13 protein-coding genes and 1 tRNA gene are annotated in these 21364 nt (G+C 63.2%); 9 read left to right on the top strand and 5 right to left on the bottom strand.

Annotated elements, in window-relative coordinates; genetic code table 11:
* Positions 1–26 precede the first annotated feature (26 nt).
* Together ACFOKF_RS06090 and ACFOKF_RS06085 are read left to right on the top strand one after the other, a co-directional pair.
* Positions 27–449, top strand: a complete 423-nt coding sequence (locus ACFOKF_RS06090) for a hypothetical protein (RefSeq protein WP_380794018.1) — start codon at positions 27–29, stop codon at positions 447–449.
* A gap of 328 nt (positions 450–777) precedes the next feature.
* Positions 778–2847, top strand: a complete 2070-nt coding sequence (locus ACFOKF_RS06085; RefSeq protein WP_380794016.1) for a TonB-dependent siderophore receptor — start codon at positions 778–780, stop codon at positions 2845–2847.
* 244 nt (positions 2848–3091) lie between these two features.
* Here ACFOKF_RS06085 and ACFOKF_RS06080 read toward each other — a convergent pair whose 3' ends face one another.
* Complete coding sequence (locus ACFOKF_RS06080) at positions 3092–3412, bottom strand: hypothetical protein (protein ID WP_380794014.1); 321 nt, start codon at positions 3410–3412, stop codon at positions 3092–3094.
* A 249-nt stretch (positions 3413–3661) separates the two neighbouring features.
* A complete protein-coding gene (locus ACFOKF_RS06075; protein WP_380794012.1) occupies positions 3662–4492 on the bottom strand; it encodes a 23S rRNA (adenine(2030)-N(6))-methyltransferase RlmJ in 831 nt (276 codons plus the stop codon).
* 261 nt (positions 4493–4753) lie between these two features.
* On the opposite strand from ACFOKF_RS06075, the gene ACFOKF_RS06070 reads away from it, so the two are divergent.
* The 3 genes from ACFOKF_RS06070 to ACFOKF_RS06060 all read left to right on the top strand — a co-directional run bounded on the left by ACFOKF_RS06070 (position 4754) and on the right by ACFOKF_RS06060 (position 8406).
* On the top strand, positions 4754–6058 hold the full coding sequence (locus tag ACFOKF_RS06070) for an MFS transporter (protein WP_380794010.1): 1305 nt from the start codon (positions 4754–4756) through the stop codon (positions 6056–6058).
* Positions 6055–6972, top strand: coding sequence for a cysteine synthase A (gene cysK / locus ACFOKF_RS06065; RefSeq protein WP_380794008.1), 918 nt, complete (start codon positions 6055–6057; stop codon positions 6970–6972). Before ACFOKF_RS06070 ends, cysK begins: the two co-directional genes overlap by 4 nt.
* A 108-nt stretch (positions 6973–7080) precedes the next feature.
* On the top strand, positions 7081–8406 hold the full coding sequence (locus ACFOKF_RS06060) for a cell wall hydrolase (RefSeq protein WP_380794006.1): 1326 nt from the start codon (positions 7081–7083) through the stop codon (positions 8404–8406).
* 8 nt (positions 8407–8414) lie between these two features.
* Here ACFOKF_RS06060 and ACFOKF_RS06055 read toward each other — a convergent pair whose 3' ends face one another.
* Entirely contained in the window at positions 8415–9500 is a 1086-nt protein-coding gene (locus ACFOKF_RS06055; protein WP_380794004.1) for a helix-turn-helix transcriptional regulator, read from the bottom strand.
* Between the two features lie 163 nt (positions 9501–9663).
* Here ACFOKF_RS06055 and ACFOKF_RS06050 point away from each other — a divergent pair, with 163 nt between their 5' ends.
* From ACFOKF_RS06050 to ACFOKF_RS06035, 4 genes are all read left to right on the top strand, one after another.
* Positions 9664–10977: an aminotransferase class V-fold PLP-dependent enzyme gene (locus ACFOKF_RS06050; RefSeq protein ID WP_380794002.1), complete on the top strand. Its 1314-nt coding sequence runs from the start codon at positions 9664–9666 to the stop codon at positions 10975–10977.
* A gap of 307 nt (positions 10978–11284) precedes the next feature.
* The gene (gene rpoB, locus ACFOKF_RS06045; protein WP_380794001.1) at positions 11285–15445 is read left to right on the top strand and encodes a DNA-directed RNA polymerase subunit beta; all 4161 of its coding nucleotides are present in this window, start codon (positions 11285–11287) and stop codon (positions 15443–15445) included.
* Positions 15446–15523: 78 nt separating this feature from the next.
* Complete coding sequence (gene rpoC, locus ACFOKF_RS06040) at positions 15524–19780, top strand: DNA-directed RNA polymerase subunit beta' (protein ID WP_380794000.1); 4257 nt, start codon at positions 15524–15526, stop codon at positions 19778–19780.
* Positions 19781–20002: 222 nt separating this feature from the next.
* Positions 20003–20076 (top strand) — tRNA-Gln (locus ACFOKF_RS06035).
* An 81-nt stretch (positions 20077–20157) separates the two neighbouring features.
* Here the strand turns inward: ACFOKF_RS06035 and ACFOKF_RS06030 are convergent.
* A complete protein-coding gene (locus ACFOKF_RS06030; RefSeq protein WP_380793998.1) occupies positions 20158–20697 on the bottom strand; it encodes a hypothetical protein in 540 nt (179 codons plus the stop codon).
* Positions 20698–20699: 2 nt separating this feature from the next.
* Positions 20700–21023, bottom strand: a complete 324-nt coding sequence (locus ACFOKF_RS06025; RefSeq protein WP_380793996.1) for a hypothetical protein — start codon at positions 21021–21023, stop codon at positions 20700–20702.
* Between the last annotated feature and the right edge of the window lie 341 nt (positions 21024–21364).

Below are 21364 nucleotides of genomic sequence, written 5' to 3'. Positions count from 1 at the left end.
GCGCCCGAAATAGGGAGGCGGCTGACATGAAGGCGACTGGCATGAAGGCGACAGCGATCCGGACAGGTGTGGCGATGCTGCTGGCGGGCATCGCGCCGCTGGGAACGGCGATGGCGCAAAGCGGCATCCATCCTCATGATGTGGTGGCGGCCGCGATCGCCAGCGACATTGCCGCCGATCGGCAGGCCGAACGCGACGCCCGGCGCGCACCTTATGTTCCGCAGGGCTATGGCCCGATCGACACCGCTGCGGCCGCGCGCGACGCCTGCGCCGCCAAGGCGCTGTATCAGGCCGGACCTGACGGCAGGCTGATCGGCAAGGCCCGCGCCAGCACCATGTCCACCGGGTGGGAGGTGGAAGGCGCGATCGGCTTCCCCGACGGCAGCGACATGCCCTTCGTCTGTTCGGTCCGGAACGGATCGGTCAGCGGGGTCTTGCTGCGGAAATAACAGTCCGCGCTTTCAGATATTATCATGCATCTTCAATGGGCGGGCGAGACCGGCTGCACTGACGCGCGTCGCCATGCTACGGCGCAGAATGGCCGACGTCACTATGCGCATCCTGCCCCCGCCCCGGTTTGGGCGATGAAAAGTCCGATTTAACCGGGCCAGCCGATCATGCTGCTTTTGTCCAACAAATGAACGATAATGCGATTGATTTGCATATGCAGGCTTGTTAGCTGCACCGCAGCAACAGGGGAATATGTGCATGGGTCGGAAAATACAGGCTTTTCTTTTGGCAAGCAGCGCTGTGATCGCCAGCGCACAAATGGGTGCCATGGCAGATGATGATACGGACACCATCGTCGTCAACGGCCAGACCGAAAGCGGCTACAGCGTGACGTCCGCCATCACCGGCATGAAGATGGACGTGCCTTTGCTGAAGGTGCCGCAGTCCGTCACCGCAGTGTCCGGTCAGGTGTTGCAGGAACAGTCGGTCGACACGCTGACCGACGCGCTGCGCAATGTCAGCGGCATCACCGAAGCGAATAGTTTCGGCAATACCGGCGACAATTTCATGATCCGCGGCTTTGAAACCGGCCTCGGCTCCATCTTGCGCGACGGCTATATCAGCGTGCAGGTGCGCGCGCTCAACGCGTCGACCGAGCGGGTCGAGGTGCTGAAAGGACCGGCCTCCTTGCTCTATGGCCGGTTCGAACCGGGCGGCCTGATCAATGTCGTGACCAAGAAGCCGCTCGACACCCTCCATTATGAAGCCCGCACCCATTTCAGCAGCCGGGGGCAAAGCCGGCAGGTCGTGGATGTGACCGGCCCGATCGCGGACGGCCTGGCGTTCCGTCTGATCGGTGAATATGAGGACAGCCAATATTGGCGCACCAACGGCCATGACAATGAACGGACCTATATCGCGCCGTCCCTGTCCTGGACCAGCGGCGGCTTCAGCCTGCTCGCCAGCTATGAATATACCGACAGCGTCCAGCCCTATGACCGCGGCCGCGTCTATTATAACGGCAAGCGGTTGCAAGTGCCGGCGACCGCCTATTTCGGCGAGAAATTCACCACGCTGGACCAGCGGCTGCATTCGGGCAATCTGCTGCTCAAATATGCCTTTGCGCCGGGTTGGCGGGTGGAAGCCAAATATGCGATCCAGCGCACGTCGGGCGACGATTTGCAGGTCCGCCCCCGCAGTCTGGTGATCGGCGCGGACGGGCAGGCGACGGGCGAACTGATCCGCAGCCTGGACGGCAATCGCGATCTGAGCGACGACCGCGATTATGCGTCGCTGAACCTGCATGGCGACGTGCAGGTGCTGGGCATGCGGCATCGGCTGCTCTTTGGCGCGGATTATGAGGAATATACCAGCCGGCGCGGCTATCAGGTGGATAGCCCGCGACGGGGCGGCTTCAACGTCTACAACCCGGTCTATGGCCTGTTGGACCAGAATTACGCCAATCTGGTGGTGACGCCCAATTCGGCGACGATCGACACGTACAAGACGGGCGGATTCTATTTCCAGGATCTGGTCGAGGTGACGCCGCAATGGACTTTGGTGTTTGGCGGCCGGTACGAGACGTTCAAGGATTTCTCCCAAAGCGGCATCAACCGGCCATCCGACCAGTCGAGCGCCGACAGCTTCCTGCCGCGTCTGGGCGTCGTCTATCAGCCGCGCGAGAATATCTCTGTCTATGCCAGCTATTCGCGCGCCTTCGCCCCCAACCCGTCGGTGCCCGCCGATGGCGACCAGCCCGCTTATGGCCCCTTCCCCCCGGAAAAGAGCCGCAGCTATGAAGTGGGGATCAAGAGCGAGTTTCTGGACGGCGTCACCGCGACGCTGGCCGCCTATGACATCCGCAAGAACAACGTGTTGGAAACGATCGACGCGGGCGACGGCAACACCATCACCGAAGCCCGCGACAAGGTGACGTCGCGCGGCATCGAGTTCGACATGGTGGGCGAAGTGACCAAAAGGCTGAGCCTGATCCTGTCCTATGCCTATACCGACGCGCGCGATCCGCAGAGCACGACGGCCGACCATGTCGTCAATGTCGCCAAACATACCGGCAGCCTGTCGTTGTCCTATCGTCCGGGCGGCGTGCTGGATGGATTGTCGCTGGGCGGTGGCGCCTATCATGTCGGGCGGCGCTATGGCGGGCTGTCGACCGGGCCGACGGGGGCGAACAATGTGCCCTTCTACCTTGATTCCTACACGACCTTTGACCTGAACGCCGGCTATTCCCTGCCCTTTGCGCAAGGGCATAACGCCTATGTCCGCATGACCGTGCGCAACCTGACCAACCGCAATTACGACCAGTCCGCCGGCAATGCGCTGCGCGTGGTGCCGGGACAGGCGCGGACATTATTCATGACGGTCGGGATGAAATTCTAGGACCAATCGACATTCAGCCCTGGCGGGCTGCAAATGGTGGATTTCCGCGCTTCCGGTGCTCACGTACTTTGAGTACGCTGCGCTCCGGGTCACGAAAATCCACCATTTTCGCTCCGCCATCATCTGAATGTCGATCGGCCCTAGAGCATTTTGAAGTCATCTGGAACAGATGACGGCTGGCAAAATGCGGAAAACAAAAGACTTTTGAAGTGTGGTTGAAGGGGGGAGGCGCACGCTTCCCCCCTTAGTCGGCATTGGCGTCAACCATGAAAACCGTGGGCTTGCCACGCGACGCAGGATCCCATCCTGCCGACAATGCCGCCCGCACCCCGCGCGAAGCAATCGCATCGTTGATGTGCAAACGCCCTTTCGGCAATCCTTTCATCAGGCGCTTGGGCGCCGGAAATTCCAGCACGGCTTCGCGCTGCATGCCCCTCTGGCGCAGGGAGACAGTCATCCCCTTCCAGCCATCGGAAGAGGATAATTGAGGCTCGGTCAGGAGTTCCCAATCATATTTGGAACCGTCAATCTCTACAGTGCCGCTGCGGCCGGGTGCTTGAAACATGCCATTCCCTTAGCGCATTTTCGAAGCAGATGGCATCATCTGCTGACTCGGAAAATGCGGAAAACAGAAAAGAAATAGCGCATGCTGCGTTAAATTCGACGCGGACCGCATGCTCCAAGTTTTGTTGTCGCATCGTTTCAAGCGGAAAGCCGGTTCCCACTTTTCCGCACGATGCTCTGCGCATGCCAGCAGCGATACGCCATCCATGCTGTCGCAGCTTTTCGCGACGCCCTCCCGCCTGTAACCCCGTTAGTCGCCCAGCCAACCGGCTATAATCTCGCCCTTATGCCCTTCGGGCGCCAACGCCGTGCGCAAAGCCTCCAGCAATGGCGGCAGTTCCTGCGTGAAAGCGTAGGGCGGATTGACGATGAAGAGGCCCGCGCCGTTATAGATTCCGGGTTGCTCGCTATCGTACAGCCAATGCTCCACCACCAGAAATTTCGGGATGCCGAGCCTGCGCAACTGCTGTTTCCACTGCCGATGCGTGGCCTGGTCCTTCAGCGGAAACCAGACCACGGTCACGCCATGCGCCCATTTGCGGTGCGCGGCGGCAAGTGTGGCGGTGATGCGCGCGCGTTCGTCCGTCTGTTCATAGGGCGGATCGACCACCACCACGCCGCGCGGCGTGCGGGGCGGCAACAGCGCCAGCCAAAGCTCGTAGGCGTCGCGCTGATGCACGGCGGCGCTGGTGCCGCGCATCGCGCCGCGCAGAGTATAGGCGTCTTCCGGGTGCTTTTCGTTGAGGATCAGGACATCCTGCGGGCGCAAAAGCTGCGCCAGAAATTGCGGCGATCCGGGGTAAAGACGCGGCTCTTCCCCCACATTGACCGCCTGCACGGCGACGCGATAGTCGTCCAGCAAGGGGTTCGCATCGGCAAAGGCCCGCAGCACGCCCTGCGTCGCTTCGCCGGTGCGCTGGGCTTCGTCGCCGCCAAGATCATATAGCCCGCAACCGGCATGGGTGTCGATCAGAGTGAGCGCGCCTGGCTTTTGCTGCAAGGCCCGCACCAGGGCGATCAAAAGGCTGTGCTTGACGACATCGGCGCTATTGCCGGCATGGAAGGAATGGCGATAATTCATGGTGACTCAGGATCCTGACGATCCGCCTTTACGAGGTGCCGGACCTTCTGCAAAGCAAAGCTATACCGCCCTTGTGGGCCGATCGCGGAACGGCGGCTCTCTGGCCGGTCGAAACAGATGGCTGTCTGTCCGGTTGCAGCATGTGCATGGGTTGCACAGGGCTGTCGGCCGTCCCGCTCATAGGTCGGCAAGCAAATCTTGTCGGGACCAAGCCAGCACAACTGTTGCTTCCGCAACATAAGCGCCGCTAAAGCCATCGCCATGACGGCTCCTCTCCCGCCCCGGCACCCGCTGCATTTCCCCAATTTCCGCGCCTATCTGGTCGGGCGTTTCTGCGCCACGCTGGCGCAGTACAGCATGATGATCCTGCTGGCATGGCAGGCCTATAATGTCGCGCGCGAAACCATGAGCACCGGGGAGGCCGCGGCGCAACTGGGCCTGATCGGGCTGGCGCAATTTCTGCCGCTTTTCTGCCTGACGCCGATCACCGGATGGGTGGCGGACCATTTCGACCGGCGGATCATCACCCGGCTGACGCTGGCCCTGCTGACGCTGGCGGCCGCCGCCCTCTCCTTTGCCACCTATGAAGGCTGGGTCAGCCTGCCGCTGATCTTCGGCATTGCCGTCATCGTCGGCATCGCCCGCGCCTTCAACGGCCCGGCCTATGGCGCGCTGGCCCCCAATCTGGTGCCGCCCGCCGTGCTGCCCAATGCGATCGCGCTGTCCTCCGTCGCCTGGCAGGCGGGGGACATATTGGGCAAGGCGCTGGGCGGCTATGCCTATGCCATCGAGCCATGGGCCGCCTATGCGCTGTCGGCCGTCCTCTTCGCCATCGGCCTCATTTCCATGATGATGATCGGCCCGGTGCCGCAGCCGCCGCGTGAAGTGGGGCGCCATCCCGTTCGCCAGATGATCGACGGACTCACCTATGTCCGCACCAACCGGCTGGTGCTGGCGACGATCACGCTGGACCTGTTCGCCGTGCTGCTGGCCGGGGCGACCGCCCTGTTGCCGGTCTATGCCCGCGACATATTGCATGTGGGCTCCGCAGGTTTCGGCCATCTGGCGATGGCGCCCGGCATCGGCGCGGCCATCACCGCGCTCTGGTTCTCCTTCCGCCCGATGAAGAGCGAGGTGGGGATGAAGATGCTGGGATCGGTGATCCTGTTCGGCCTTGCCACCATTGCCTTTGGCTGCACCGCCTTCCTGCCGCGCGATATTGCGGTGGAGGCCGGGATCGCCGCGCTGGTTGTGCTGGGCGGCGCGGACATGGTGTCGGTGTTCGTGCGCCAGTCGCTGGTGCAGATCCACACGCCCGATGCGATGCGCGGTCGCGTGTCCAGCCTGTCGCAACTCACCATTTCCGCCTCCAACGAACTGGGTGAGGCGGAATCGGGCTTCCTTGCCGCTTTGGTCGGGCCGGTCGCAGCCGTGATCGGCGGCGGCGTGGGCGCGATCATCATCACCCTCATTTGGGCGCGACTCTTTCCCGAATTGCGCCTAGCACGTAGCTTCGATCCACCCGAAAGCGGGCGAGCGGACAGCATTATGGAGAAGGCCCAATGAAAGCTGCCACGATTCTCGAAACCATCGGCAATACGCCGCATATCCGCGTCAACCGGCTGTTCGGTGACGCAGAAGTGTGGATCAAATCGGAACGCTCCAACCCCGGCGGGTCAATCAAGGACCGCATTGCGCTCGCCATGATCGAGGCGGCCGAAGCGTCGGGCGAATTGCAGCCGGGCGGCACCATCATCGAGCCGACGTCGGGCAATACCGGCGTGGGGCTGGCCATGGTCGCGGCGGTGAAGGGGTACAAGCTGGTGCTGGTCATGCCCGAAAGCATGTCGATCGAACGCCGCCGGCTGATGCTGGCCTATGGCGCCAGTTTCGACCTGACGCCGCGCGAAAAGGGCATGAAGGGCGCGATCGAGCGCGCGCTGGAACTGGTGGCGCAGACGCCGGGCAGCTGGATGCCGCAGCAGTTTGAAAATCCTGCGAATATCGACGTGCATGTCCGCACCACGGCGCAGGAAATATTGGCCGACTTCGCCGACGCACCGATCGACGCGCTGGTGACGGGCGTGGGCACGGGCGGCCATATCACCGGCACGGCCGAGGTGCTGAAGAAGGCCTGGCCTTCGCTGAAAGTCTATGCGGTCGAGCCGACCATTTCCCCGGTCATCAGCGGCGGCCAGCCCGGCCCGCATCCGATCCAGGGCATTGGCGCGGGCTTCATCCCGGCCAATCTGCATACCCAGTTACTGGATGGCGTGATCCAGGTCGATCCGGCCGACGCCAAGGATTATGCACGCAAGGCGGCGACGCAGGAAGGGCTTCTGGTCGGCATCTCGTCCGGCGCGACGCTGGCCGCGATCGCGCAGAAGCTGAAGGAACTGCCGACGGGCAGCCGGGTGCTGGGCTTCAACTATGACACCGGCGAACGCTATCTGTCGGTGCCGGACTTCCTGCCGGAATAAAATATCTTACTCCGTTCGGGCTGAGCCTGTCGAAGCCCTGTCCTGTTTTTCAGGAAGTACGGCCCTTCGACAGGCTCAGGGCGAACGGAGGTTGGAAACAAGTCGCGCGTGTTCCGGACCAGCTTTCCCACTCTCCTGTCCTATGTCATCTGGGCCTTGCTGTTCATCGGCCTGCCGTTCGGCGTGGCGGGATGGGAAAGCCGGCATCGGCCGGTCGATGCTGGCCCCGTCCTACGCGCGGCGGCGCAGAACCGGCGACCGGCCAATCCGCCCCCGCCGGTCGAGCCGGTGCAGATCTATGCGCTGGAACGGGATCAGGCGCTGGCGCTGAACGCAACCATCCCCTTTTCGCGCGATCCCAATCCGGCCGCCCGCCCCTTCCTCTTTTCAGGGTCCGAAACGGATCTGGCCCGCGCGACCGACTGTCTGGCGGCGGCGGAGCTGTATGAAGCGGGCGACGACGCCGTGGGCGAGCAGGCGGTGGCGCAGGTGGTGCTGAACCGGGTGCGCCACCCCGCCTTTCCCAAGAGCGTGTGCGGCGTGGTGTTTCAGGGGCAGGAACGCGCGACCGGGTGCCAGTTCACCTTCACCTGCGACGGCGCGCTGGCGCGCACGCCGGGACAGGCGGCGTGGAACCGGGCGCGGGAGATTGCGCGCGGCGCGCTGGCGGGGAAAGTCTACAAGCCGGTCGGCCACGCCACCCATTATCATACCGACTGGGTCGTCCCCTATTGGAGCGACAGTCTGGACAAGATCACGGCGGTCGGCACGCACCTGTTCTTCCGCTGGCGGGGATGGTGGGGGACGCCGCCCGCCTTTCGCAAGAGCGTCGATCCGGGCGAACCGCTGATTGCGCGTATCGCCCGCTTTTCGACCGCGCATCAGGAGGCTGCGCCGATCCCCGCCCCGCCCCCCGTGCTGGCGGGTGAGGCCGCCGCCGCACTGGCGGCACGGCCGCAGCAGGCGATCGGCGCGGATGCGCTGGGCAAAACGGTGGCGGGAGTCAGGCTGATCGCTATCGCGCAGGAGGCAAAGAGCTTTCTGGTCGAACTGCCGCGCGCAGGCGCGCCCGATGGCTGGCCGGTGCTGGCGCAGACATTTTGCGCGGGCCGGCCTGAATGCCGGATCATGGCGTGGCGCGCCGGCAGCGCGCCCGCCGGCCTGCCGCTGGGACAGGCGCAGCTGGACGCGATGAGCTTTGCCTATATCCACAATGTCGGCAGCGGATTGCAGCGCGCCCTGTGGAATTGCGCGCAGACCCCCCGCATCAGCAAGGCCGATTGCATGCGCCGGCGCGTGCCGACCGGCCCGGCCGTTGCCGAAGCGGGCGATGGCGACGCGGCCAGTGGCGGGCTGTCCGGGGTGCGGCGCAAGGAGCGGTTCGAAACGGTGAAGATCGCGCCACCCGGCCCGGCGGCGCCGACCAGCCCCTGAAAATCGGATCAGTCCGTCAGCGTCAGCCGCGGCAGGCGGGTGAAGCGGGCGACCAGTTCGGACTGACGACGGCAATCGGTCTTGGAATAGATCGCCTTCATCTGGGTGCGCACGGTGCTGAGCGCGACGCCGCGCTCCTGCGACACATCCTCCAGCGCCTTCCCTTCGCACAGGGCAACGACGATGTCCGCTTCGGCCGGCGTCAGACCATGAAGCGCGCGCAGGCGGCTGGTGAGGCTGGCGTCATGCACGCCCGGATCGGTGGCGATGAGGACGATCTGCCGCTCCGTGCCCGACCAGATGGCCGAAACGGACAGCATATAGGGCAGGCCCCGCTCCCGCTGAACGAACAGCGCGCCGGCCTGCGTCCCTTCCCGCGTGGCGGCGGCGCGCAGAGCGGTCTGGAGCGCGGCGTCGCTCTGCCCGTCGCGGGCGAAGAGATGATGCTGGCGCAGCAGCAACGCATCCTGCCGCCGCAACATGCCCTCCGCCGCGCCGTTGCAGTGGATCAGCCGCCCGGCCATGGACAGGGTGAAGATCGCATGTTCGACCAGATCGAGCGTCGCCTGCAAGGACCGGCCATGATGGCTGGCCCGGTCGAGCCGGTGGCGAATATCGAACATGCGGCCGATATGGCCGATACACTCCTGAATGGCGGCGCGATCCTGCACGTCGAAGCTTTTCTGCGTGCGGCCCCGGTGCAGGCCGATATGGCCGGTCGTGTCGCCACGCTGGATCACCCCGCCCAGACAGCGGAACGTATCGTCCCCCATAGGCCGGATCCATTCATTGTAGATGCGGCTGCGTTCATAGGTGGCGTCAGGCACGACCGCTTCGAAATCCCAGACGCGGTTGGCCGCCCGACCGCCCAGCGCCGCGCCCCACAGATCGTCATGGACAAATTCCTGCCCATAGAGCGCCATCTGTTCATCGGAGAAATAGCCCGAATAGCTGATTTCGGAGACCTGCGCCGCTCCCTGCCCCCAGTGCAGCACGGCCGATCGCGCACCGACCGCCGCCGCCAGCCGCGACGCCAGTTGATCAAAGGCCGCATCGTCTGTCGCGGCGTCGTAAATCTCTTCGGTGCGGATCACCGCTGCCTTCCGCTCCCTGATAAGCGCCGGATAACCTTTGCCATACAGCCAAGTCAGGGGCGTCGCACAGTATAAATGCTTTAATCTGGGATAGAGTTTAGTGGCGGTTTCTCGCCCCTCGACCGTTCATGATATGATGTAACACGAATGGTCGGAGCGGCATATGGTGACGAGGCGGGGATTTCTGGGCCGGGGCGGCGCATTGGGGCTGGCGCTGGCGAGCGTCGGAACCGCGGCGGCGGAACCGTGGCCGGCGGATGCGCCCTTCCGCTTCGAGGGAGACATGGCCGATTTCGATGCGGCGCAGGCGGCGCTGATGCGGCTCTATCGGGTCAATCGCGATTTTGCGACCTTCGACGCGGCCTATTATGGCGCGATGACGCGGCCGGTGCAGGCCGCCTATGAAGCCCATGCGCGCTGGGTGAATGAAAATCATGCCCTGTTCCTGCGCAATGGCGCCCCCGGCCATCCGCGCGACGCGGAACTGGACCAGTCGCGCGCGGCGGTCGCAAAGCTGCTCGGCGCCGGAACGGACGAGATCGCGCTGGCGGGCGGCGGGACCGAGGCGCTCTATGCGCTGATCGCCAACTATGCGCTGCTCCGGCCCGGCAACGCGGTGATCTATGCCGATGTCGATTATGACGAGATGCAATTTGCCTGCGACTATCTGGAAAAGAGCCGGGGGGCGCGGATCGTGCGGTTCAGCTTGCCCGAACCGCATACGGAGGCGAATATCCTGGCCGCCTATGAGCGGGTGCTGAAGGATACGCCGCGCGCGAAATTGCTGCTGCTGACCCATTTGTCCAACCGAAACGGGCTGGTGCCGCCGGTAAAGGCGATCGTGGCGATGGCCAAGGCGCGCGGGGTCGACGTGATCCTGGACAGCGCGCAGGCGGTCGGCCACATTCCGTTCACCGTGGACGATACCGGCGCGGACTTTATCGGGTTTTCGCTGCACAAATGGCTGGCCGCGCCGCTGGGCACCGGCGGCGTCTATATCCGCAAGAGTCGCTTGCAGGACATCGCCCCATGGCTGGGCAATCGCATCCATGGGCCGGAGGATATTCGCGCGCGCATCCCCACCGGCACCGTCGATTTTGCCGCCCGGCTGACCGTGCCGCAGGCGATCGCCGTGCATGAAGCGATCGGCGGCGAGGCGAAATATCGCCATCTGGTGAAACTGCGCGATTATTGGGTCGATCGGGTGCGCGACATTGCCGGGCTGGAAATCCTGCTGCCGCAGGAGGCTGGACGCTATGGCGCGGTCACGGGGTTCCGCCTGCCCGGCATGCGCGGACCCGACGATGCAAAGACCGCGGCAAAGCTGTTCCTCGACAAATATCGGTTGCTGGTGGTGGCGAAGGCGGGGCTGGCGTCGGGGCCGGTGCTGCGCATAACCCCTGCCCTGTTCAACAGCAGCACCGAACTCGACCGGCTGGTCGCCGCGATCCGGGCCGAACGCGCTTTATTCGCCTGACGCCCCCCTTCACAAATCCAACAGGGGGGCCTATATGCGACTGCGAAATCCGGTCTCGAAAGCGCCCTGTGCGCCGGAAGGATCGGCCTTGCATATCTGCCGGGTTCCGGGCCGCGTTGCGCACGGTTACGGGTAGAATGGGCGGAAATGCAAGGATCACAAGACGCTGACAGTGCGGATCGGACAGCCCCGGCCCGCACTTTTTTGCGTGGCGACGAAAGGGCGAATCACCCCTTTTATCGATCACGCCAGGCTGAATTTTCGCCGGGATGCGAAAAAATACGACGAATGAAGGCAAGGACAACGCATGGCGACCAAGGCTCTCCCAACGATCAACACCGGCGCTAAGAAGCGCATCCGCAAGGTGTTCGGCGACATCCACGAAGTGGTGCAGATGCCGAACCTGATCGAAGTGCAAAGGGAGAGCTACGAACAGTTCCTGCGCTCCGACCCGTCGATCGGCTATGTGTCGGGCCTGGAAAAGACGCTGCGCAGCGTTTTCCCGATCCGCGACTTCGCCGGCACCGCCGAAATGGACTTCGTCCATTATGAGCTGGAAGACCCCAAGTACGACGTGGAAGAATGCCGTCAGCGCGGCATCACCTATGCGGCGCCGATGCGCGTTACGCTGCGCCTGATCGTGTTCGAAGTCGACCAGGACACCGAAACCCGTTCGGTCCTGGATATTAAGGAGCAGGACGTTTACATGGGCGACATGCCGCTCATGACGTCGAACGGCACCTTCATCGTCAACGGCACTGAACGCGTCATCGTGTCGCAGATGCACCGTTCGCCGGGCGTTCTGTTCGATCATGACCGTGGCAAGACTCATTCGTCGGGCAAATATCTCTTCGCCGCGCGCGTCATCCCCTATCGCGGTAGCTGGCTCGACTTCGAATTCGACGCCAAGGACATCGTCAACGTCCGTATCGACCGCAAGCGCAAGCTGCCGGTCACGGCGCTGCTCTATGCGCTGGGCCTGACCGCCGAAGAAATTCTGGGTCAGTTCTACAACAAGGTGGTCTTCGTCCGTGGCGAAGGCGGCTGGCAGATCCCCTACACCGCCGAAGCATGGCGCGGCCTGAAGCCCGCCTTCGACATCGTCGACGCCAAGTCGGGCGAAGTCGTGTTCGCGGCCGGCCACAAGATTTCGCCCCGCGCCGCCAACAAGGCGGAAAAGGACGGTCTGGAATCGCTGCTGATCCCGACCGAGGAAGTCTATGGCCGTTACAGCGCCTATGACCTGATCAACGAGAAGACCGGCGAAATCTATATCGAGGCTGGCGACGAAGTGTCGCCGGAAAACCTTGAAAAGCTGGACAAGGCGGGCATCGATCGCCTGGAACTGCTGGACATTGACCATGTGTCGACGGGTCCGTGGATCCGCAATACGCTGAAAGCCGACAAGGCCGAGGAACGCGATCAGGCGCTCAGCGACATTTATCGCGTCATGCGCCCTGGCGAACCGCCGACGAAGGAAACCGCCGAAGCACTGTTCGCCGGCCTGTTCTTCGACCCCGAACGCTATGACCTGTCGGCCGTCGGCCGCGTCAAGATGAACATGCGTCTGGAACTGGACGCAGAGGACACCGTCACGACGCTGCGCGTCGAGGACATCCTGGCCGTGGTCAAGGAACTGGTGAACCTGAAGGACGGCAAGGGCGAAATCGACGACATCGATAACCTGGGCAATCGTCGCGTCCGCTCGGTCGGCGAACTGCTGGAAAACCAGTATCGCGTCGGCCTGCTGCGCATGGAGCGCGCCGTCAAGGAACGCATGTCGAGCGTCGACGTGTCGACCGTGATGCCGAACGACCTGATCAACGCGAAGCCCGCCGTGGCGGCCGTGCGTGAATTCTTCGGCTCGTCGCAGCTGTCGCAGTTCATGGACCAGACCAACCCGCTGTCGGAAGTCACCCACAAGCGCCGCGTGTCGGCGCTTGGGCCGGGCGGTCTGACCCGTGAGCGCGCCGGCTTCGAAGTCCGCGACGTTCACCCGACCCATTATGGCCGTATCTGCCCGATCGAAACGCCCGAAGGCCCGAACATCGGTCTGATCAACAGCCTCGCGACCTTCAGCCGCGTGAACAAGTATGGCTTCATCGAGACGCCCTATCGCAAGGTGATCGACGGCAAGGTGACGAACGAAGTCGTCTATCTGTCGGCCATGGAAGAAGCCAAGCACACGATCGCGCAGGCCAACGCCGAGCTGACCGCCGAAGGCACGCTGGCCGAAGACCTGATCTCCGCGCGTGAAGCCGGCGAATTCCTGATGGCGCCGCGCGACCACATCACCCTGATGGACGTCAGCCCCAAGCAGCTGGTGTCGGTCGCGGCCTCGCTCATTCCCTTCCTGGAAAATGACGACGCCAACCGCGCGCTGATGGGATCGAACATGCAGCGTCAGGCGGTGCCGCTGGTCCGCGCCGAGGCTCCGTTCGTGGGCACCGGCATGGAAGGCACCGTGGCCCGTGACTCCGGCGCTGCGATCGCGGCCCGCCGCGCCGGCATCGTCGATCAGGTCGACGCGACCCGTATCGTGATCCGCGCCACCGGCGACATCGAACCCGGCCAGTCGGGCGTCGACATCTACACGCTCCAGAAGTTCCAGCGGTCCAATCAGGACACCTGCATCAACCAGCGTCCGCTGGTGAAGGTGGGCGAACTGATCCAGGCCGGCGAAGTCATCGCCGATGGTCCGTCGACCGAAATGGGCGAGCTGGCGCTGGGCCGGAACGTGCTGGTCGCGTTCATGCCCTGGAATGGCTACAACTATGAAGACTCCATCCTGATCTCCGAGCGGATCGTGAAGGATGACGTCTTCACCTCGATCCATATCGAGGAGTTCGAGGTCATGGCCCGCGACACCAAGCTGGGGCCGGAGGACATCACCCGCGACATTCCCAATGTCGGTGAAGAAGCGCTGCGCAACCTCGACGAGGCGGGCATCGTGTACATCGGCGCGGAAGTGGAGCCGGGCGACATTCTGGTCGGCAAGATCACCCCCAAGGGTGAATCGCCGATGACCCCGGAAGAAAAGCTGCTGCGCGCGATCTTCGGTGAAAAGGCGAGCGACGTGCGCGACACGTCCCTGCGCCTGCCTCCGGGCGTTGCCGGGACCGTCGTGGAAGTGCGCGTGTTCAACCGTCACGGCATCGACAAGGACGAACGCGCCATGGCGATCGAGCGGGAGGAAATCGACCGTCTCGCCAAGGACCGTGAGGACGAACGCGGCATTCTGAACCGTGCGACGTTCAACCGTCTGGCGGAAATGCTGATCGGCCAGACCGCTTCGGCTGCTCCCAAGGGCGTCAAGAAGGGCGTGGTCATCGACGAAGCCCTGCTGGGCGAAGTCGAGCGTCATGAATGGTGGAAGTTCGCGGTCGAGGACGATGTCCGCCAGACCGGCATCGAAGCCGTCAAGGCGCAGTATGACGAAGCGGTGAAGCTGATCGTCGAGAAGTTCGAGGATCGCGTCGACAAGCTCCAGCGCGGCGACGAGCTGCCCCCGGGCGTGCTGAAGATGGTCAAGGTGTTCGTCGCGGTGAAGCGCAAGCTGCAGCCGGGCGACAAGATGGCCGGCCGTCACGGCAACAAGGGCATCATCAGCCGCATCCTGCCGGCCGAAGACATGCCCTTCCTGGAAGACGGCACCCCGGTCGACTTCGTGCTGAACCCGCTGGGCGTGCCTTCGCGCATGAACGTCGGTCAGATCTTCGAAACGCATCTGGGCTGGGCCGCACGCGGCTTGGGCGCCCAGATCGGTTCGGCGCTGGACAGCTGGCGCGAAGCCAATCCCAACCCCGAGGCGGGCGCGCCCCCCGAGGCGGTGAAGGATCTGCTCAAGACGATCTATGGCGACAATTATGTCGCGGAGATCGACCAGCGCAGCGCGGCCGACATCGTGGAACTGGCGCAGAATGTCCGCGCGGGCGTGCCGATGGCGACGCCGGTGTTCGACGGCGCCGTCGAATCCGACGTGTCGGCGATGCTGAAGCTGGCGGGTCTGGATGAATCGGGTCAGGTGACCCTGTTCGACGGCCGCACCGGCGACAGCTTCGACCGCAAGGTGACCGTGGGCTACAAGTACGTCCTGAAGCTGCACCACCTGGTCGACGACAAGATCCACGCACGTTCGATCGGGCCGTACTCGCTTGTCACCCAGCAGCCGCTGGGCGGTAAGGCGCAGTTCGGCGGACAGCGCTTCGGGGAAATGGAAGTGTGGGCGCTCCAGGCTTATGGCGCCGCCTACACGCTCCAGGAAATGCTGACGGTGAAGTCGGACGACGTGGTCGGCCGCACCAAGGTCTATGAAGCGATCGTCAAGGGCGACGACACGTTCGAGGCCGGCATTCCCGAAAGCTTCAACGTGCTGGTCAAGGAAATGCGCTCGCTGGGCCTCAACGTCGAACTCGCCGCGATGGACGAGGTCGAGGACGACGACGGCTTCGCGGCAGCGGCGGAGTAAGGATGGTCGGGCGCTGCCACGGCGGCGCCCCCTCCCCCCCTTCGCCCCAGAAATACACCCTCTAGAGGGACTTGAGATATGAACGAACTGACCAACTTCGCCAATCCGATCCAGAAGCCGGAAACCTTCGACCAGATCCAGATCGGCCTTGCCTCGCCCGAGCGCATCCGGTCCTGGTCCTTCGGCGAGATCAAGAAGCCGGAAACCATCAACTATCGCACGTTCAAGCCCGAGCGTGACGGCCTGTTCTGCGCCCGCATCTTCGGTCCGATCAAGGACTATGAATGCCTGTGCGGCAAGTATAAGCGCATGAAGTATAAGGGCATCGTCTGCGAAAAGTGCGGCGTGGAAGTGACCGTGTCGAAGGTCCGCCGCGAACGCATGGGCCATATCGAACTGGCCGCCCCGGTTGCGCACATCTGGTTCCTGAAGTCGCTGCCTTCGCGCATCGGCCTGCTGCTCGACATGCAGCTCAAGCAGCTGGAGCGCGTGCTCTACTTCGAATCCTACATCGTCACCGAACCCGGCCTGACCCCGCTCGAAAAGTTCCAGCTTCTGACCGAAGACGAACTGCTCGACGCGCAGGACGAATATGGTGAAGACGCCTTCTCCGCCGGCATCGGCGCGGAAGCGGTCAAGCAGATGCTGATGGACCTCGACCTTGAGGGCGAGAAGCAGGCGCTGCTGGACGAGCTGGCCGTCACCAAGTCGGAACTGAAGCCCAAGAAGATCATCAAGCGCCTGAAGGTGGTTGAAAGCTTCCTGGAATCGGGCAACCGCCCCGAATGGATGATCCTGGACGTCGTGCCGGTCATCCCGCCGGAACTGCGCCCGCTGGTGCCGCTGGACGGCGGCCGTTTCGCGACGTCGGACCTTAACGACCTGTATCGCCGCGTCATCAACCGTAACAACCGCCTGAAGCGGCTGATGGAACTGCGCGCGCCGGACATCATCGTCCGCAACGAAAAGCGCATGTTGCAGGAAGCCGTCGACGCCCTGTTCGACAATGGCCGTCGCGGCCGCGTCATCACCGGCGCGAACAAGCGTCCGCTCAAGTCGCTGTCCGACATGCTCAAGGGCAAGCAGGGCCGCTTCCGTCAGAACCTGCTCGGCAAGCGCGTCGACTATTCGGGTCGTTCGGTCATCGTGACCGGCCCGGAACTCAAGCTGCATCAGTGCGGCCTGCCCAAGAAGATGGCGCTCGAACTGTTCAAGCCGTTCATCTACGCGCGTCTGGATGCCAAGGGTCTGTCCATGACCCTGAAGCAGGCCAAGAAGTGGGTCGAAAAGGAACGCAAGGAAGTCTGGGACATTCTGGACGAAGTGATCCGTGAGCATCCGGTCATGCTGAACCGTGCGCCCACGCTTCACCGTCTGGGCATTCAGGCGTTCGAACCCGTCCTGATCGAAGGCAAGGCGATCCAGCTGCACCCGCTCGTCTGCTCGGCCTTCAACGCCGACTTCGACGGTGACCAGATGGCCGTCCACGTGCCGCTCTCGCTGGAAGCCCAGCTGGAAGCGCGCGTGCTGATGATGTCGACCAACAACATCCTGTCGCCCGCCAACGGCAAGCCGATTATCGTTCCTTCGCAGGACATGGTCCTGGGTATCTATTACCTGTCGATGGAACGCGAAGGCGAGCCGGGCGAAGGCATGCTGCTGTCGGACATGCAGGAGGTCCATCAGGCCCTCTATGCCAAGGCCGTCACCCTGCATTCGAAGATCATCAGCCGCGTACCGCAGACCGACGAAAATGGTCAGCAGTATATGAAGCGCTTCGAAACGACGCCGGGCCGCATGCTGCTGGGCGAATGCCTGCCCAAGAGCCACAAGGTTCCCTTCGACGTCGTCAACCGCCTTCTGACCAAGAAGGAAATCGGTGACGTGATCGATCAGGTCTATCGTCACACCGGCCAGAAGGACACGGTGCTGTTCGCCGACGCCATCATGTCGCTGGGCTTCCGCCACGCCTTCCAGGCCGGCATCAGCTTCGGCAAGGACGACATGGTCATCCCCGACAGCAAGGTGACGATGGTCGATGAGACCAAGGCGCTGGTGGCTGACTATGAGCAGCAATATCAGGACGGTCTGATCACGCAGCAGGAAAAGTACAACAAGGTGATCGACGCCTGGAGCCGTTGCGGCGACCAGGTCGCGAACGCCATGATGGACGAAATCCGCGCCCAGCCCAAGGATCCGCAGACCGGCCGTATGGCCCAGATCAACTCGATCTACATGATGGCGCACTCCGGTGCCCGTGGTTCGCAGGCCCAGATGAAGCAGCTGGCCGGTATGCGCGGCCTGATGGCCAAGCCTTCGGGCGAGATCATCGAAACGCCGATCATCTCGAACTTCAAGGAAGGTCTGACCGTTCTTGAGTACTTCAACTCGACTCACGGCGCGCGTAAGGGCCTGGCCGACACCGCGCTCAAGACGGCGAACTCGGGCTACCTGACCCGCCGTCTGGTCGACGTGTCGCAGGACTGCACGATCGTCGAGGAAGATTGCGGCACCGAAAAGGCGCTGGAGATGAAGGCCATCGTTCAGGGTGGTTCGGTCATCGCCTCGCTGGGCGAACGCATTCTGGGCCGCACCACGGCGCAGGACATTGTCGACAGCAAGGACGGCACCGTCATCATCCCGATCGGCACCCTGCTGGACGAAGCCATGATCACCCAGATCGAGGCGATCGGCACGCAGGCCGTGAAGATCCGCAGCCCGCTGATCTGCGAAAGCCGCATGGGCGTTTGCGGCAAGTGCTACGGCCGTGACCTGGCCCGTGGCACCCCGGTGAACATCGGTGAAGCCGTCGGCGTCATCGCGGCGCAGTCCATCGGTGAACCGGGCACGCAGCTGACCATGCGTACCTTCCACATCGGCGGCGCGGCGAACTTCAACGAAACGTCGAACCTGGAAGCCATGTCGGACGGCACGATCGAGCTGCGCGACATGCCGACCATCACCGACAAGAACGGCCGTCGCCTGTCGCTGGCCCGTAACGGTGAAGTGGCGATCATCGACAGCGAAGGCCGCGAGCGCGAAACCCACCGCCTGCCTTATGGCGCCACCATCCTGTTCGCAGATGGCGATGCCGTGAAGAAGGGCGACCGTTTCGCCGAGTGGGATCCCTTCACCATGCCGGTGATCACGGAAAAGCCCGGTATCGTTAAGTATGTCGACCTGATCGACAACAAGACGCTGACCGAGCAGACCGACGAAGCCACCGGCATCGCCCAGCGCGTGGTCATCGAACATCGCGGTGCGGCCCGGACCAAGGAAGACCTTCGTCCGCGCCTGACCCTGATGGACGACAATAGCGGCGAAGCCGCCCGCTACATGCTGGCGGTCGGCGCGACCCTGTCGGTCGACGATGGTGCCCAGGTTCAGGCCGGTGACGTGCTGGCGCGTGTCAGCCGTGAAGCGGCCAAGACCCGCGACATCACCGGTGGTCTGCCGCGCGTCGCCGAACTGTTCGAAGCCCGCAAGCCCAAGGACAATGCGATCATTGCCAAGGTGTCGGGCCGCGTTCAGTTCCTCAAGGATTACAAGGCGAAGCGCAAGATCGCCATCAATCCCGAGGATGGCGGCGAGCCGGTCGAATATCTGATCCCCAAGAGCAAGGTGATCGACGTTCAGGAAGGCGACTTCGTGAAGCGCGGCGATAACCTGATCGGCGGTTCGCCCGATCCGCATGACATTCTGGAAGTGCTCGGCATCGAGCCGCTGGCCGAATATCTGGTCGCCGAAATCCAGGAAGTCTATCGCTTGCAGGGCGTGAAGATCAACGACAAGCACATCGAAACGATCGTTCGTCAGATGTTGCAGAAGGTCGAGATCATCGAATCCGGCGACACCACTTTGCTGGTGGGCGAGCAGATCGACCGCGAGGAAATGGACGAGATCAACAGCAAGCTTCAGCCGGGCTTCGCCCCTGCTGCCGGCAAGCCGGTGCTGCTGGGCATCACCAAGGCGTCGCTGCAGACCCGTTCTTTCATCTCGGCAGCGTCCTTCCAGGAAACCACCCGCGTCCTCACGGAAGCGGCGGTTCAGGGCAAGAAGGACACGCTGGTCGGCCTGAAGGAGAACGTCATCGTCGGTCGCCTGATCCCGGCGGGCACGGGCGCTGGCATGAACCGCCTGCGCGTCGCCGCTTCGTCGCGGGACGCAGCGATGCGCGCCGCGCTGCGCGCATCGAGCCAGGTGGACCTGATCGCACCCAAGTCGGCTGCGGCGGAGCATGCCGCCGAACTGCGCCAGGGCGCCGAAGCGGCGATCGGCAACGATCCGCTGGCGGCCGTGCAGGGTGAAGATTTCACCACGCAGGACATGGAATAAGCCATTTGAAAGCACGGGAGCCGCTTCCTATATCATGGGCGGCTCCCAAGCTGGTCACGCCATAAGGCGATGACATTAGGCCCGCCCGATGCGCCCTTCGCGTGTCGGCGGGCTTTCTTTTTGCCCCGTTCAAAAAGTGCGGCAAAGAGTTTCAAAGACGCTTGACGGCAGGGATTTAGCCGCCTATCTGCGGCGTCCCAAGCGCATCACGCGTTGGATCGATGCCCGATCCTCTAATGGTAAGAGAGCGGACTCTGACTCCGTCAATCAAGGTTCGAGTCCTTGTCGGGCATCCAAAACTTCCACCTAACATACTGTAAGTCCTCATTTATTTGAGGTATCGCCCGAATGGTTCCCACGCGGGCGCACCATCTGCGTTAGCTGTCGTTCGCCGCCATGCGAGACGCAGGTAGCCCTATCGGGGCTGAGTCCGCGACCACGAACCACATCTGCCCCTCGTCCTCGACATTGCCGCCACCCGGATCACTGATCGGGCATCCCGCCCCTGATTCGGCCTCCCAATCAGCGTTGCTGAAAGCAGTATTGATGCCGTCCTCATCACACTGACCGCTGGGGTCGTCCTCTTCGGCAGGATCGTCCTCTTCGTCGTCCTCGTGCTGGTGGCCATGGTCGGCGTGATCCAGCAACTTGCCGGCATAGTTGCCCGCGCCCCGCTGTTGCGGCGGAAGAGTGTGCCATTCCGGCCAGGTCAGGGCGTCGTGCCGCTCATCCAAAATGTTACCACCCGCGTCATCGTCTTCCTCAAGGTCCGGGTCGCCGCCCAGATCGTCAAGGAAGGCAATGAGGGCGTCCACCTGGTCGCCGATCTCCTGATAAGCCTGCCTGCGCCCCAGCGCGGCGGGAAGCTCGAATATGGGGATATGCCGGCGGCCGGCCTTGATCTTCAGCTCAAGCATGATCAGCCCTCCCTTTCCAGCAAATCGAGGAAAGCGACAAGGCGCGCCCGCGTAACAGCGCGGAATTGCCGTCCACCACGAAGATCATAGATCGCGTTCGGGTCGTTCAGCGCCCGGCGGCCGATCGTGGCGTCGGACAGGCCATACAGCCAGCCCAGACGGTCGATGCGGGGCAAGAGGTCATATGCCGGCGCTGTATCCCCGATAGGCGCAGGACGACGACGCTCGACAGGCTTGGGGGTGAAGCGCAGCGACAGGATCGGGCGAGCAACCGGAGGGGGCGGCACGAAACGCAGCGCGGCGTAGTTGTGGCGATAGCCGATCATGCGGGGATCTCCTCAGATTTGAGGAAATCGACATTCGGTAGGAAAACAGGGCGCATGACAACGTGCGCCGGACCATGTAGGTCGCACATAGCTTCAATCCCTCTCGTACAGGGTTTGCGGTGAGAGCTGGTAGGAAGGTTGCAGCCTTCCTGCTGGCTCGCTATTGTGGTGCCATGAAAGAAAAGGCCGGTCAAGCTACTTTGGCACCACAGAAGCGAAAAGGCCCAGCGCCGACCGGAAAAGGCACGTCCATCAACGTCCGCCTCCAACCTTCCGATCTCACCGCCCTTGATTCATGGATCGACGCCCAGGACGATCAGCCTAGCCGGCCGGAAGCTGTC

Origin of the sequence: Sphingobium rhizovicinum (assembly GCF_042647625.1) — a bacterium.
Lineage (GTDB): Bacteria > Pseudomonadota > Alphaproteobacteria > Sphingomonadales > Sphingomonadaceae > Sphingobium > Sphingobium rhizovicinum.
This window is presented reverse-complemented; position numbering and strand designations above follow the sequence as displayed.